Origin of the sequence: Colwellia sp. MB02u-10, from assembly GCF_014077185.1 — a bacterium.
GTDB lineage: Bacteria > Pseudomonadota > Gammaproteobacteria > Enterobacterales > Alteromonadaceae > Cognaticolwellia.
Genome location: NZ_JACGVK010000120.1, coordinates 149,149 through 164,751 on the forward strand (window position 1 = coordinate 149,149; position 15,603 = coordinate 164,751).

Genomic DNA, 15,603 nt, shown 5'->3' on the forward strand with positions numbered 1-15,603 from the left:
CCCAAGAGCTAACCTCATTGAACAACAAAGCTACTCGTTATAAAAATTGCACAAAGCAGGGTAAAAATAAGGTTAAAAAGCCAGTCAATTAAGTCTAAGTTAATGTCTTGGTTTAACCCTTAAACTCAATTAATTTATCACCGGGATGTATTCGGATAATTAATTGTAAATAATATTTATTTAATGATCTCCTGCCACAAAGTCGTCATAATTATTATGCTGATGTTTGATTTTTATCAGTCAATCAACCATGGAAGAATATTGAAACAAGTGAATGCCCCTTACCGCAATCGACTACTCTATACATTAATGACTGTTTTAATGTTAGTAACTGCCTTGACAGTGCAATCAGCAGAGCTTGGTGATAATGTCGGCACCCATCTCAATATTATGGGTGTTGAAAGCGCATTAAAAACCAATATCTTACGTAATTTGAGCACTAACGAAAATACTATTCCATTGTCACTGCTGGGTTTTCCACAATCCGACAATTATATTTTGACTAAAGCCCGTAGCGCGTTGCAGGCATTGGGCTATTATCAGCCTGTTTTAACTTTGGCTGACGATAAACAAGGCAAAATACTCACCATTGACTTACAGGCGCCTGTGCGGTGGCACAACACCAATATTGTGCTCAACTGTGAGAATGAAATTAAGGAAATATCCCAACTTATTGCTAAACATCCATTTACCCAAGGCAAAATTATTAACCATGGCGATTACAGCCAGTTCAAAGCCTCGTTGCAACGCGAAGCACAAGAGTTAGGTTTATTAAACTCCACCTTTTCATCTAGTGTGTTAAATGTTGATGTGGCTCAGTTTCAAGCTGATGTGCATTGGGTGTTCAACTGTGGCACTCGCTATAGCATTAACAAGGTGACGATTGAGGGCACAGTGTTATCCCATGATTTAATCAATCGTTATTCAACCATTCGCTCTGGTGACACTTATAGTCAACTCGACATTATTGCTAGTCAGCAGGCCTTAAATCGCTCTGGCTTTTTTAAATCAGTGGTGGTTGAACAGTCAGTTGACCATCTGACAAAAACGGTCGATGTTAGCCTTTCAATATTGGATACTGACAAATATGAACTTAAAACTTTGTTAGGCTATGGCACTGACAGTGGCGGAAAATTAGGGGTGAGTTGGAGAGATCGACGAGTAAACAGTAGCGCTCATCAATATATTGCCGCCATAGATTTTAATAAAGTAAAGCTCGATATTGCCGATATACACGCAACGTTTCAATACCAAATACCGTTAGATAAAGCCAACAGTCAATGGATAAACCTAGTCAGTTATCAGATTAAAAATGAGGAAATAGGTCGCAGTAAAATTTTCACCTTAGAGTCTGTGCTGGCCAATAAAATCAACGCAAATTGGTCTAGTCAATGGTCAATTGCCATGGCACAAGAGCTGTTAGAATCAAATGCTAATGTGAATCATAGCCTGCAATATATTGTCCCTTCATGGCAACTCAATTATTACAGTGTTACCGATCCCTTCTCCGCTATAGCAGGTTGGCGTTGGCAAAGTATATTTCGTTTTAGTGGTGAGCAAGTTAGCGATCCCGATATAAAATTTTTACAAACTGATCAAAAAGTAAAACGTATTTGGTCACTCAATAATAACTGGCGATTATTGTTACGTGCACGTTTGGGCACTACGTGGATGGATACCGATGATTTTAATCGCTCTATGCCGTCAAACTATCGATTTTTTGCCGGCGGTGATGTTTCAGTAAGAGGTTATAAACATCAAAGTTTGTCGCCTGTGGAGAACAAGGTTTCACTGGGTGGTAAGCATGTTGTATCGTCAAGCCTTGAGTTGGATTATTTATTTAATGACGACTTTCGTTGGGCGGTATTTACCGATCAAGGCAATGCCTTTAATGATTGGCGGGATTGGAAAATATATAAATCAATCGGCACTGGGCTAAGGTGGGTAACACCGATTGGCGCTATTCGACTCGATATTGCTAAAGCACTTGATGGTAATAAAGGCTGGCGTTTTCATATCACCATAGGGCCAGACTTATGAGTTATTTCAAAAAGAAAGCGCTGTTAAAGTGGCTTAGCCTAGCGGCTACTGGGCTGATGGTTATCGCGCTGTTAATGCTCTCATGGCTGTACACGACAGAATCAGGGTTGCAGTGGTTAGCTGCGCGCATTGCCCAATTGCAACCACAGGAGCTACGTTTAGGTAAAATCAGTGGCACATTAAATACGCGCATAAAGCTAGCAGAGCTTGATTGGCAACAAGAGGGCAGCAAAGTACAGATGACCGGTTTATCGCTTGACTGCCAATGGTTGCACTTGATTGACCGTTTGCTCTCGTGCGATAGCATTGCTTTAACTAGCTTAGCTGTAGCGAGTGTTAACGATGAAAAAACCACATCTTCGCCAGAGGCATTACCCAAGCTAGCGATAGTGACATTACCTATTGCGGTCAAGGTGAAGCAAGTGACTATGGCTAGCATTAGCTATCAGGCAATGAGCGCTAAAATAACGCCAGCGAAAAACAGTGACCCCGCAAGAATATCTTCAGAAAGAGCCCCTTCAGCAAGCACATCTTCAGCTAATACAGAGTATAATGTTAGCGGTCTAGTATTAAAAAAATTAGCCTTCGCGCGTAGCAAAGTAAGCGTTGGAGCGTTAAAGCTTACCTTTGACGAACACAAGATAGCGGTATCTGGTGTTCTTGACATGCGAAAAAAGTGGCCACATCAGCTAGCAATTGAGGTGCTGGGGGCCAAACTTTCGGGAAGTGTAAAATCTAAAGGCAATATCACTGATTCATCACAATTAACGTTACAATTGCAATCGCCTAATCAAATGTTAGTGACTAGCGATTGGTTTTATAACCAAGGCTTATTTTTAAAGCGTGGCACATTAATAGCCGATAAACAGCAAGTTGAGTTGGCCAGTCAAGCTATTACACTCGAACAAATCAAAGCAAACTTTGAGCTCAATTGGCCAAAGTTGAGCGCTAATTTACAAACACAGACAAGCTGGCAAGACTTTAAAGACATACAGTTAACCATTAATACCGAGCTAGCTAATGTAGTAGATTGGCGTGCGAGTTCAGCTGTCTCTTTGTTATTAAAAAATGATCTTAATGCCGCGCAAATCGCCACGTCCTTGCGCCAAACACTGCCCGAGGCGATTGACCAAAGCACCCCTGCGATAAAGCAATCATGGCCAGTGCTAGCGAGCCTTGATTTGGCCATTAAACAAGGTGTTGCTACGGTTAAAAGTAACAAGTTAACATTGGGTAATTTAACGGCAGCAATACAAGGTGAGTTTAATCTTGATAATCCAAGCACGGAAAACTTTTCGCTAAAAGGTCAGCTTAATGGTCACTCGTTAGTATTAAACAATGCCTTTGACTTGGCTGATGTCAATGTAAGTTGGCAGGTAGAACAACAGCAGTCTCAATGGCTTATCTCTAGTCAAGGTAAGATAGGTAAACTTGCGCTGGCAAACTTTGACGGTAAAAACATTCATTGGGCGTTAGATTTTAGCGAAGACTGGCAGGGCGATGTTAAGGCCGACGCACTTAATATTAATGAGTTTACCCTTGAACAACCGTCATTGAAAATCTCTGGTTTACCCGCTGATCATAAAATGCTCATTAGCGCTACATTAGCTCAAAACACAGGCGTTAAATTAAGCTTTGATGGTCAATTACTGCAACAAGATGCAAAACCGTTCAGCATCAGTAGTGATTTATCAAAAGCTATATGGCAAATCAGTAAGCTTGATTTTAAGGCCGAAAACCAACAACAAACACTGGTTTTAACCACAGAGCAATTACAATTAAGTGCAGAAAATCAACGAATAAAAAGTCTATGTCTTAGCGGTAGCGGAACACTTTGTATCAATGCCGATAAGCAAGCAGAGCAGTGGTCAGCTAATTTAACTTTCGAACAATGGTCAATGTCACCGATTTTCCAGCAGATTAAGCATTGGCAGTCCAGGCTACTCGCTCAGTCATCACAATATCCGCAGGAAGTTCAAGGTAGGGTGACAGGCCAGTTAGCGTTATCAGGTAAAGGTCAGCAATTGGCAGGAATTTCGGCCAATTTAACGATACCAAGCTTTAAATGGCAGTCATCTGACGTTCAAATACACGGACAAGAACTGACTATACTTAGCAAGCAGCAAAATGCTATCGCAATAACCACGCAATGGCAGACAATAAACACCCAGTTACAATTACCCGAGTGGCCAGCTGAAATTTCGATGCCTACAGGTCAGATGTTGTTGTCGATTTCGCCTGACTTTACCGTCGATTTTGACTTAGCACAAACTGATATTACTTTGAGCGCTCCAGATGAAAGCAGCCCAGCTGACACACAGTTATCAAAGCATTTATTAACGGTAGCGCTGTTAAAGCTGCAGGGTAAATGGCAAAAAGATAAAATATCTACTCGTTTGAACATACAACTATCTGGCGAAGATGAAATAACGGCCCAGTTTAACAGTGACTGGCCGCTGGTTGATTCAGCTCGCCTTGATGGCGACTTGTCAGTTAATTTACAGCAATTTGAATGGCTTAAGCAGTGGCAAAAACGTATCGATAAAGTCGAAGGTAGTTTAGTGCAAAACTTTACCTTGGCAGGCACTTGGCGTGAGCCAATATTTACCGGCGAGGGTTCGCTTGGCATTGAACATTTAGTTATTGATGAATATGGCTTAGATATTCGTAACAGCAAAGTAAAATTAAGTAGTCAACAAGACCGTATTACATTGTTAGGCGAATTACAAAACCCGCAGGGAGCACTAACAATAGCAGGGCAAGCAAAACTATCAATGCCGATAAAAGCAAACCTAACGATTGAAGGACAACAAGTTACCTTGGTCAATAATAATGATAATAAATTAATTGTTTCACCCATGTTAAAGGCAAATTATCAAGATAAGCATTTAACTGTCGACGGTAACTTGATTGTTGACCAAGCTGATATCAAAATAGCGTCTTTACCAAAACCTGCCATTAGTGTGTCAGAAGACCAAGTTATTGTTGACGAAAAAATCCTAGCCGTAAAAGACTCAGCATTTGACTATAATATATCGCTAACGCTGTCAGCAGGAGACGACGTTAAAATCAGTGGTTTTGGTTTATCAAGCGAAATACAGGGTAATTTATCTTCATCACTTATTACGGGTCAACCTTTGACTCTGAATGGTCGCTTAGATTTAAAAGAGGGTAAATTTGAAGCCTACAAGCAAACATTAACTATTGAACAGGGGCAATTATTGTTTTTGGGTACGGCAGCGAACCCAAGCATTCAGTTTCGAGCGGTTCGTATAGTTGATGATATCAAGGTTGGAATTATTGCCGATGGCACAATACATACCCCTCGTTTAACGTTATTTTCAGAGCCAACAATGGCAGATGAAAATGTATTGTCATTACTGATCACCGGCCGAAATTTAGATTCTTTATCACAGCAAGAGGGCAATGCACTGACCAGTGCCGCCATTAGTTTGGGGGTAGAGAGTGCCAACAAATTAGTGCAAAAAATTGGTGAGCAACTGGGCCTCAAAGATGTGGCTTTTACCAGTAAAAGTGGTAATAACGGGAATAGCACGCGTGTTGATATTGCCGCGAAAATTAATGACCGTTTAAATGTAGGGTACGGCACCAGTATTGACTCTGACAGTAGCGTTCAGGCGGGGTGGAATATTGAATACAAGCTATCGCCAAATATATCGTTTGAAGCGATTAGTGGCGATGAAATAAGTGCTAACATCAACTATAAAAAGCAGTTTTCATCCACTAAAGACAAAGACAAAGACAAAGACGAAAATTAGTACCGGCAATTAAATTAAAAAGAAGGTGTTTATGTCAACAGATTCAACAGGCTCCACCCAGCTATCATCAACAGCAATAGTAACACCTGTAAGCATTCCTAAACGTCATCCATTCATCAGTTGGTCATTGGCGATATTAACAGCCATGCTTGGAGTGTATTTATCGCTAATACAATTTGCTGGTTTAGAATGGCTTTCTCGCAGTGGTTGTTTAATTGTTGTACTGGGTGTTTGGTCTGGGTTGGGTGGTATAATACAAGAACGATTATTACTTAGCCGACTTAATTTTCATCATCGCATAGTACTGGCTCGCGCTAAAAGAAAATTACATAAATCCAAGGTATCAAGCGAAAATATAGCAAGCGAAATTCAAAGTATTGAAGATGACTTTGAAGAAAAAACCGGAAAATTATTACAAGCCGTTAGATTACAACTGGGTATTCTTGAGGTTTCATTACTTATTACGGGGACATTATTGTGGGGATTTGGGGATTTATTTTTTATATTGAGTAGTTAAGATATGAAAATTTTTGACTGATAAATAACCATGATTTTTATTCATCAGGCAAAACTAGTTAAGGAGTATTAATTAAAATCATATCGCTATTTTGATGGCTAATCAGTGCTGAAATTGTTGAGCCATTGAGCCACTTGTCAAATAAGCTGTGCTTTCTACAGCCGAGTACGATTAAGTCTATTTTATTATCGTCAACGTAAGTGAGCAACGCATGCTCAGGTGTACCACGAACAAAGGTTAACAAGTTTTTTGCGCATTTTACTTGTTTAGCGAAACGATATATTTGTTCTTTGTGCAAGGCTTCAATTTTTTTCTCGTATTCAATCGCCAAAGGTGGAATGTGAATAACGTGTAATAAAAAGGGCTCTGTTTGCTCTGCGGGTGTGCACCACTGGCGCATAAAATGATAAACTTTACGATCAGATTTGTTGTCGCTGTCATCTTCATGAAATGGGTCAATTGCCCCGATGGCTTTACCATCAGATAACCATTTTTCTTGGTTTAATATAAATACCGTATGCTGATTGTTACTGACATATTGATTGTCAGCCGAGGTAAGGCCAGATTTTGAGCGAATAATAACGATAGGATCTTGTGTGTTAGCTTCGTTATCTACTTGCTTTGACCAGTATTTTTCTTTACAGATATGCACCTTGCTCTTTGGCAAGTGCTGCTTAATTTTCAATTCAATTTGGTCAACTTTGTTTTGATGATTTGCCTGTAAGTTACCTGACATAGCGGCGAGTTCATTTGAAAAATAACGGCGATCAAAAAAACGCTGATGATGATGTAAGTACCAAACAATATTCGCTGAAAACTTATTTTGCAGTAGGCTTATCTTAGAGAAAATGGCATGAGTGACTTCCAAATCAGACAAAACAATGTGTAATGTTGTCATGATACTTTCCTTGAAGTGGTTAATGATTAACCGCAGTAAACGCCAATTTATATGCGGGATTTTGTCTATACACAAGTGACTTAAGATAGCATAATCTATCAATATAGAAAGATATTGTTAATTGAACAGTAAGCTAAATTTATACAGTTTCACAAGCTGTTAGGTACTTTAAAATTAGCTACTTTGAAATTAGCTAACAGCCAAATAAAACAGAGAAAATTAAAATGCTGAATAATGCATGGTGGGGCGAGTTTACTTTTGACCTTCAACAACAACGCTGCTGGCGACTGGGTGAGAGAGCCATCATTCTTAAACGCTTAGACAATGAATGGAACAGTTGGAATCTAGAAACAGATACTGATAACAACGAGCTAATGGTTGTTGGTAATGGTGATGAAAATTACGCGATTGGTGAAGCAAAGTTCGGCCGATATTTACAACAAAGCACGTCTCAAAACGTACGGGTATTACCTTTATTAGCAGACCGAGCCGTAGTGGCGCGCCCAGAGACACCCTTAACTTTACTGGCGGGTGAAAAATCACGGTTATACGTTAGCACGCCTATTTGGTTCTCGGCTCAATTATTACCTAAAGGTGAATGCTTACTTGATTTACCCTTTTGGCGACCGTCTGACTCTTGGTTTGGTCCATCGACAAGAGAAGGGCAAATATGTTACGCAAAATATACTGAGGCCCGTATTCAGCTTAATAATATAGACAAACGACCACATCGCGCAATAACCCCAATTACTGTGATTAATAACCATAACAAAGCGTTAACCATAGAGCGAATTAATGTGCCCGTGACCTTATTGCATCTATACGCTGATGAAGAACATCAACTTTGGACCACCGGCATTTCGGTGCATCGAGATGGTGATAATGATAATGTTGAACTGCATCTTGATAAGCAGGCGCCAGTTGAAGCTTTATCGCCGGTGTTAATTAGTGGCCCAAGAATCGCAACCGAACAAAGTATACTCATACGCAGTATTAGTAGCTTGTTTGCTTAAAAAAGAGAGATTTTGTGAAAGACATCATAGCGTTTATCGAGCTACTAAAAGCCTCGCATTTATTTGCTTTTATTCAGGCTACTTTATTGTTTATTATTGGTTTTATCATCGCGCGCTTAATCAGCAGTGCTATCGTCAAAGTATGTCAGCATAAAATGACCGCTCATGGGCAGTTATTCCTTAAAAGAACTATTTTTTACGGTATTTTAATTTTAGTTACCATTTCAGCCTTAGATAATATCGGTATTGATCTCAGTATTTTACTTGGCGCGGCGGGCATTTTTACTGTTGCCTTAGGGTTCGCTTCTCAAACGTCAGCATCAAACTTAATTAGTGGCTTATTTTTGATGATTGAACGGCCCTTTTCTATTACGGATGTTATTCGTGTCAATGACATTACCGGTGAAGTTATATCGATTGATTTACTCTCAGTTAAACTACGTACATTTGACAACTTGTTTGTTCGTATTCCCAATGAAAGTATGATTAAAAGCGCGGTCACCACACTGACCAAATATCCGATTAGGCGTGCTGATTTAATCATTGGTATTGCCTATAAAGAAGACATTGAAAAAGTACGTAATATATTGATGGATATTGCGGCGAAAAATTTAATTTGTTTAGAAGAGCCGGCGCCAGTTTTTATCATAACTGGCTTTGGTAGCTCTTCTATTGATATTCAGTTTTCAGTGTGGGCGATACGAGAGAATTTTCTAACCTTGAGAAATAGCATGTATATAGAGATTAAAAACACCTTTGATCAGCAAGGAATTGAAATACCTTTTCCACACGTAAGTTTATATGCGGGCACAGCAACAAGCCCTTTTCCACTTTCATCTACTAACAATAACAATGACAATGACAAAAGCGATAAGTAATTTAGCCGCTAGTTTAACTGAGCATATAAAGTCATAACAAGTACTAAATTTACTGGTTTAAACCGTAATACTGGAGCATGTAACCGACACTATTTTTTTAATTGGCTTGTATGCTAGCAGCTTTAGCCCCAAGTTTACTGACAGTGTACTGACAGCAAATCGTTATATTTTAATGATGGTTTTTCTGAGTGGCGCAAGTCGCGCTAATAATTTGTTTTGGATTGGGTAGCTAATATCTGCATTATCCATAGCCTCAATAAAAAGCTCAACAAAATGATTAAATTCGTTTTTATTGATATACATGCCTTGATGAATATCTTTCATACTGTCACCTTTGTATTGACAAGGACCGTCAGCTAAATGGCACAAAAACACCGTGAGTTGGTCTTTAAAACGGGTGACATTACTTTGAGCAAAGTGAGAGAACACCACATCATCTTGACCAATTATATTAATTAAATTATCAATGATGTTATCAAGTGCAGGTTTTTCACCCATTTCTTCATAAAGGGTAAGTTCGGTCTGTGCTTGGCTATTACTATCAATATGGCTATCAATGTGACTATCAATATTCCCGCTAGGCGAAGAGCAAGCTAAACAACTCATTAATAGCAATAATATTATTGATTTTGTCATGCTCGTTATTCCAGTTCTCATTATAAATACCACATAGTTGATAAATACCAACCGGTTTGTTTGTCAATGGCGGCAATACTACCTAAGTCAACATAGGCCAATGTCACGCTAAGATGTTTATTGGGAAACCAGGCAATGAAAATATCTTTCCAGTGGTCTTCACCCAAATTTAAGTTATCAGGTTTTTGCCTAAATTCGACACCAAGGGCTAAGTGTCGGTTAAGTAAAATAGCGCTTGAAACTTCTAATTGAATTTTTTTCTTTTCATGGCTACCACCAAAACCTAGCAAGCCTAGTTGATTGCTTTTAGTATGTCTGGCGGTAACGTTCCATAACCAGTTGTAACCGTTAATAAAGCCTAGGTGCAGTTTACTTGCGGCGATGTAAACATCAGTGCCAGTATCTTTTTTTGCACCTAATGAAAATGCGACATCACTGGTTTTTAATCTTTTTGATTGAATGCCTAAACTTACTTGCGGCATAGTGGAGTAGACTAAATCGCCAAATAAATTAATTTTTGCTCCAATAATGTTTTGCTTTAAGTTCAGTTTAAGCGGGGTTACTTCAAAGCTTTGTTTAGCATACGACAATTCTATTTTGTCATATAAATTTGCCTGTAGAGCACAGCTATCTAAAGAAAAGTCTTTAACCGTAACTCGACTACATGCCGCACTGACCGAGATACTCTCTTCGGTCGCATAGCCGGCTAACTGCGCCCAAGGTACAATGCCACCGCCGCCAGAGCCTTCAATTTGAGAAACCCCTGGCGTGGCTAATATTTTACCTTCTGCTGAGCAGTTGGCAGAGCAAAGCGCAAGAAAACAGCCATAAAGTAAGGGTGATATTTTATTCATAGCTATTTAACCATATTAGTAAATCAGCTGATTTAATGGGACGTGAAATAAAGTAACCTTGTGCATGGTTACATTTCATCGCTTTGAGCATATCTAGAGACGCTTTATTTTCTACACCTTCAGCAACCACACTAAAACCTAATTGGTGGCTCAACTCTATGGTAGATTGAACAATGTATTGGTCTTTTTCTGATGTGTCTAATTCAAGTATAAAGGCTTTATCTATTTTTAATTCATCAATAGGTAATTGCTTTAATTTACCTAAAGATGATTGACCAATACCATAGTCATCAACAGAGATTTGTATACCAGTCTGCTTTAACTGTGTTAAACGACTAATCACTAAACCTTCATTAGTCATAATATCTCGTTCAGTTATTTCTAAGGTAACAAGCTTAGGATCGACATGGTATTGTGAGATTTTTTTAAAAACAAAGTCAATAAAATCAGTATGGATAATGTCCTGCGCTGATATATTGATGGCAACCTTAAGCTTAATGTTTTTAGCTTGCCACTCTTGTTGTTGCTTAAATACTGTATCTATGACCCAGTGGGTTAATTTAATAATTAGCCCCGATTGCTCAGCTAAATCAATAAATAATTCAGGAGAGACAAATTGTCCACTCGGTTTTATCCAACGAATTAATGCCTCTACCTTTTCTATTTTCCCGTTTTCTAAATTGAGCTTGGGTTGATAAACCATGAACAACTCGCCGTCATCACGTGTTAATGTTTCTCTGAGTTCTTCAAGTAAATTTAACCTTTCTAAATAGGCTTCATCTTCACCACTTTGGTAAGCTCTTAGCGTTGCACTTTCTGTTTTTGCAGCTTCCAAAGCAATAGTCGTTCTTCGCACTACTGCTTTTACATCGCTACTTTGCTCGGGGAAAAGACAAGTGCCAAGACAATAATTTAAATTCAACCAGAGTTTATTAACTTTTAACGGTGCTCTTAAAGGCGGTAAGAAATGTTCAACAATATCCTCATAACTTTCTTTGTTTTTTAGGTTAATAACCACCCAAAATTCAGTGCCTGAAAATCGTCCAACCATTAATGTTTGTTCTGGATAAATGGTTTTAATCCTTTGGACAACAGACCTAAGGGTAAGATCACCTGTGCCCGAGCCTAAACTATCGTTGATGCGTTTAAAATTACGCACATTTATTGCCATCAGCAATAATGAACCGTCAGTGTGATGATCATGTAAGGCGATTTTTTCTGCCAGCAGTTCAAGAAAAGTAGTGCGATTATAAACATCGGTTAACGCGTCATGTTTTGCCTGATAATTAATTTTAATTTCACGTTGTTCAATTTTTTTACCCATTTGAATAAAGCTGTTGTAAACCCGGAACACTTCTACACCGCCGTCTGACATCATACTGTTATGCTCATATTTACCGCGAGCAAAGTCATGGCTTAATTGCGTGAGTTGGTGCAGAGGTTTAGTGAGACTTCGAGCAATAAAACTACAAACAATGGCCGTAATGCCAATGATCAAAAGTGAAATTAACAGGGTAATAGCGACTAACTTATCAAGCTCTATATAGCTTGGGGATAAATCTACAGACAATTGGGCAATGTATTCACGGTCTTGCGAATTAGTAAAGGTTATCAGCTTGTTCTCATAAAGCTGTCTTTCAAAGAGTAACCAAGAGTTATCGGTTGTTTTAAAATGTTCTTTATAGCTGGCATCGATATTTTGCGAAGTCGATATAATCAATGCATCGTTATAAATAAAGCTAACTTCAACCGTCATGAGCCTTTTTAACTCATTAACGAAGGCCTGATCTATTTGGAAACCTATGACAGAGTAGGCAATGGTTCTAGGTGCCTCAACAGGCAATACAATGAGTTGGTATAAATTACCCCCAAGCAGCATTAACTGAGTTTTATTCAAGTTTTGTTTTATGGCCGCTAAGCTTTGGCTTAAGGTCGAGTCAAAGGTAAGTTGGTTATTACTTGAAGAAATAATCTCACCATTTAAATCACTTAGCACCATTAAACTCGCATTAATTCGAGAACCATGGTTTTGTAACACGCTAGCAATAGTGGCCTGATCACGTGAGGCAACCGCTTGCTTAAAACCGAAGTCTGCCGTCAGCACTTTTGATGCCGTCAGCAGCAATTCTTCTTTGGCTTGTAAATACTCTATTAATACGTTTTCAGCACTGGTAATACGTTGATTTATTTGTAGGTTATGTGACGATATGGTTTTCCACAAAGATACGGCTAATAAACTGGCCACCGTTAAAACAACCAGTGACACACCTAGAAAAGTGATTTGTTTACGTAGAGTAAGTTTACTGGCCATTTTTTTTGAAGATACTTTGAAAGGTATTGCGTGGCTCAGGCGCTTCAACAACTAAATTAATCACCAATGCGCCATTATTATTTTTGCTTTTAGACAAATCTTCATAACTCATATTTGTTAAGCGAGTCACTGAACTTGCATGCCAAACATTAACGCTATCGTATGCAACCGTATCTGCTAATCTTGCTATGCCTTGCTCGTTAGTCATTAATATCTGTGTTGAGCTAGCAATATAAATATAACCAATCATAGAGTCGTGTATGTTGCAGCCTAATACAGCCACACCGGCAACATCAAACTGTAATGGTGCTTTAGATTTTCCTGAGTAAAGTTTTAATTCAAAAGGTTTTGCCGATGAAAACGAGTAAACATGATGCCTGATGTTGTCACTATTGGGGAAATTAACATAGTCACCTTGATGGATAACTAACACCTCGGGTTTAAAAAGTTTATCAACTTGATCCATAATCAAAGTCTTTGGTGGTGACACAGCCTCAGCAGCAGGATTGGTTACCGAGAACTCCAATACTGCATTTTTAAGTGGCAAGCCTTGTTGATCTTGCACTAGAAAAGACTCGGCACTTGCTTGTGTACAAAGTACTAAAAGCGTAATAACAATGCTTGAGGTATTTAAAAGACGATTTATCATAATTTCCTTTTAAAACTATTTAGGTAAAGTATCAATAAGAACGCTGATTGAGCAGACTTATTGCAAAATAAAATCAGTGACTTAACCTAGCTATATCTTAAAATCAGATTAAGTTTTTGGTCAGGTAATTGCAAACTAAATATCAAAACCAAAGTGCTTAAATAAAACGGTACCGTGAGTAGGGCAGTGAACTGCATTAGAGATATTTTTTCTCAATGCATCCAGTACTTAGCGGTTTAGAAAAAAAGTAGCCTTGTGTGCGCTGAATATTAAGTTGTTGGCATAAACGTAAATTATTTTCATTTTCAATACCCTCTGCGACAATATTTAACCCTAAAGAATGCAGCATAGCCGTAAGGCCATCTATTAAGGCCCGTGTTTTTGGCTCATTGGAGGCAAGCATTAACGACTTGTCAATTTTAACGGTATTAATAGGGAAATTTTGTAAATGTGATACTGACGAAAATCCAGTGCCAAAATCATCTAATGCAATATGGCAACCTAACTGGCTAATTGACTCAATAACCGCAATCGCTTGACTACTGTTTTCAAGTAAAGCAGTTTCAGTAAGTTCAAATTCTATCAGCGCTGGTGGTACCTGATATTTTTCTATTATGCTTTTGATGAAACTGATCAGTGTTTTATCAGCCAATTGTACGCTTGATAAATTAATGGCGATGGATAATGCTTTGTCACTTTGTAAATTCCATATTGATATTTGAGATATGGCTTGAGCTATCACCCAGCGACCAATCTCAATAATGACACGAGAAGACTCAGCGATAGGTATAAAACTATCTGGAAAGTGCAAGGTGTTTTGAAAGTTCCAGCGTATTAAGGCTTCAAAGCCGATAACTTGTAATGTGGCTGTGTCAACTATAGGTTGGTAATGTAATATAAATTCATCGCGCTCTAAAGCACCAACTAAATTAGCTTCAATTTGGTATTGTTGTAAAAATTGCTCTTGCATTTTTTTTTCAAAATAGCAGATTTGATTTCGACCCAATTTTTTTGCGCGATACATGGCAATGTCGGCATATTTAAGTAATTCAGTAGCGCTGATACTATTGTCAGGGAATATGGCAATACCAATACTTGCGCCCATTTTTATTTCTATACCTAAAATATTAAATGCCTCATCAAAACAATTTAATATTCGTTGGGTTACTCTATTTGCATTGTCTACAGATTTTAAGTGGCTTAATATAATAGCAAATTCGTCTCCACCTACACGCGCAAATAATTCATTTTCACGCAGGCACTTGTAGACTCTATTGGATACTTGTTTTAACAATAGATCGCCAATATCATGACCATGGCTATCGTTAATGAACTTGAAATTATCAAGGTCGAATAATATTAAGGCTAATTTAGCGTCATCACGAGGTTGTTGTGTAATGTTTAAACGTAAAGCCTCTTCAAATACGTAACGATTAGCTAAGCCAGTTAATGAGTCATGTTCTGCTAGCTCTCTTGCTTCTTGGTAACTTTTATAAAGTTTTTTCTCTAATTCAAAGCGTGTTTGAGATTGTAGTATTGCACGTTGTAACCTTGATGAAGTGACCTCTGATTTAAGTAAAAAGTCTTGAGCACCATTTTTGATGCATTCTAACGCTAAATCTGACTCTTCAGAATTACTCAGCATAATAACGGCAACAGAGTGATCTACTAAAGAGCTACGTAACTCTAGTAATAATTCAATACCGTCACGCTTGGGCATGCGGTAATCTAATAAAACCACATCAAATTTTTCAGCTTTAAAGGCTGCTAAGCCTTCATCTACTGACTCAGTTTCAACAATATGACAGTCGCTATTAGCTTTATTTAATGTTCTTATAAGGTGTTCGCGATCGACAACGTCGTCGTCAACAATCAAAATATTCAAATTTTATCCTTTTCGTGATCATCACGGTAAAAGTATGGCTGATTTGTTTAACTTCCTGGGAAAATAACTATTTTACAATAGCCTTTGAGTACCTTTGCGATGTCTAAAAAACCGTCACCTACTTGATCTTTGATAACCTCACC

General features: G+C 38.4%; 11 protein-coding genes. 5 read left to right on the top strand and 6 right to left on the bottom strand.

What is annotated here, in order from left to right:
• Window positions 1-270: 270 nt before the first annotated feature.
• From H4J59_RS11665 to H4J59_RS11675, 3 genes are read left to right on the top strand one after another with little or no spacing between them, the layout of a single operon-like run.
• Window positions 271-2,040, top strand: a complete 1,770-nt coding sequence (locus tag H4J59_RS11665) for a BamA/TamA family outer membrane protein (RefSeq protein WP_310733184.1) — start codon at window positions 271-273, stop codon at window positions 2,038-2,040.
• Complete coding sequence (locus H4J59_RS11670) at window positions 2,037-5,819, top strand: translocation/assembly module TamB domain-containing protein (protein WP_182239568.1); 3,783 nt, start codon at window positions 2,037-2,039, stop codon at window positions 5,817-5,819. Before H4J59_RS11665 ends, H4J59_RS11670 begins: the two co-directional genes overlap by 4 nt.
• A gap of 31 nt (window positions 5,820-5,850) precedes the next feature.
• Window positions 5,851-6,336: a hypothetical protein gene (locus tag H4J59_RS11675; protein ID WP_182239570.1), complete on the top strand. Its 486-nt coding sequence runs from the start codon at window positions 5,851-5,853 to the stop codon at window positions 6,334-6,336.
• Between the two features lie 58 nt (window positions 6,337-6,394).
• Here the strand turns inward: H4J59_RS11675 and H4J59_RS11680 are convergent, their stop codons facing one another.
• Window positions 6,395-7,234, bottom strand: a complete 840-nt coding sequence (locus H4J59_RS11680; protein ID WP_182239572.1) for a universal stress protein — start codon at window positions 7,232-7,234, stop codon at window positions 6,395-6,397.
• Between the two features lie 224 nt (window positions 7,235-7,458).
• On the opposite strand from H4J59_RS11680, the gene H4J59_RS11685 reads away from it, so the two are divergent.
• Both H4J59_RS11685 and H4J59_RS11690 read left to right on the top strand, forming a co-directional pair.
• Entirely contained in the window at window positions 7,459-8,247 is a 789-nt protein-coding gene (locus tag H4J59_RS11685) for a hypothetical protein (protein ID WP_182239574.1), read from the top strand.
• A 14-nt stretch (window positions 8,248-8,261) separates the two neighbouring features.
• A complete protein-coding gene (locus tag H4J59_RS11690) occupies window positions 8,262-9,125 on the top strand; it encodes a mechanosensitive ion channel family protein (protein WP_182239576.1) in 864 nt (287 codons plus the stop codon).
• A gap of 162 nt (window positions 9,126-9,287) precedes the next feature.
• Here the strand turns inward: H4J59_RS11690 and H4J59_RS11695 are convergent, their stop codons facing one another.
• From H4J59_RS11695 to H4J59_RS11715, 5 genes are all read right to left on the bottom strand, one after another.
• Complete coding sequence (locus H4J59_RS11695; protein WP_182239578.1) at window positions 9,288-9,761, bottom strand: group 1 truncated hemoglobin; 474 nt, start codon at window positions 9,759-9,761, stop codon at window positions 9,288-9,290.
• A gap of 20 nt (window positions 9,762-9,781) precedes the next feature.
• Complete coding sequence (locus H4J59_RS11700; protein WP_182239580.1) at window positions 9,782-10,615, bottom strand: DUF3034 family protein; 834 nt, start codon at window positions 10,613-10,615, stop codon at window positions 9,782-9,784.
• Window positions 10,608-12,926 carry a bifunctional diguanylate cyclase/phosphodiesterase gene (locus H4J59_RS11705; protein WP_182239582.1) on the bottom strand — a complete coding sequence of 773 codons (2,319 nt, stop codon included), beginning with the start codon at window positions 12,924-12,926 and terminating at the stop codon, window positions 10,608-10,610. The genes H4J59_RS11700 and H4J59_RS11705 overlap by 8 nt, the downstream gene beginning before the upstream one ends.
• Entirely contained in the window at window positions 12,916-13,575 is a 660-nt protein-coding gene (locus H4J59_RS19190) for a methylamine utilization protein (protein WP_220469802.1), read from the bottom strand. Before H4J59_RS19190 ends, H4J59_RS11705 begins: the two co-directional genes overlap by 11 nt.
• A gap of 196 nt (window positions 13,576-13,771) precedes the next feature.
• Window positions 13,772-15,460 (bottom strand): GGDEF domain-containing response regulator, encoded by a 1,689-nt coding sequence (locus H4J59_RS11715; protein ID WP_182239584.1) that lies wholly within the window; start codon window positions 15,458-15,460, stop codon window positions 13,772-13,774.
• Window positions 15,461-15,603 lie beyond the last annotated feature (143 nt).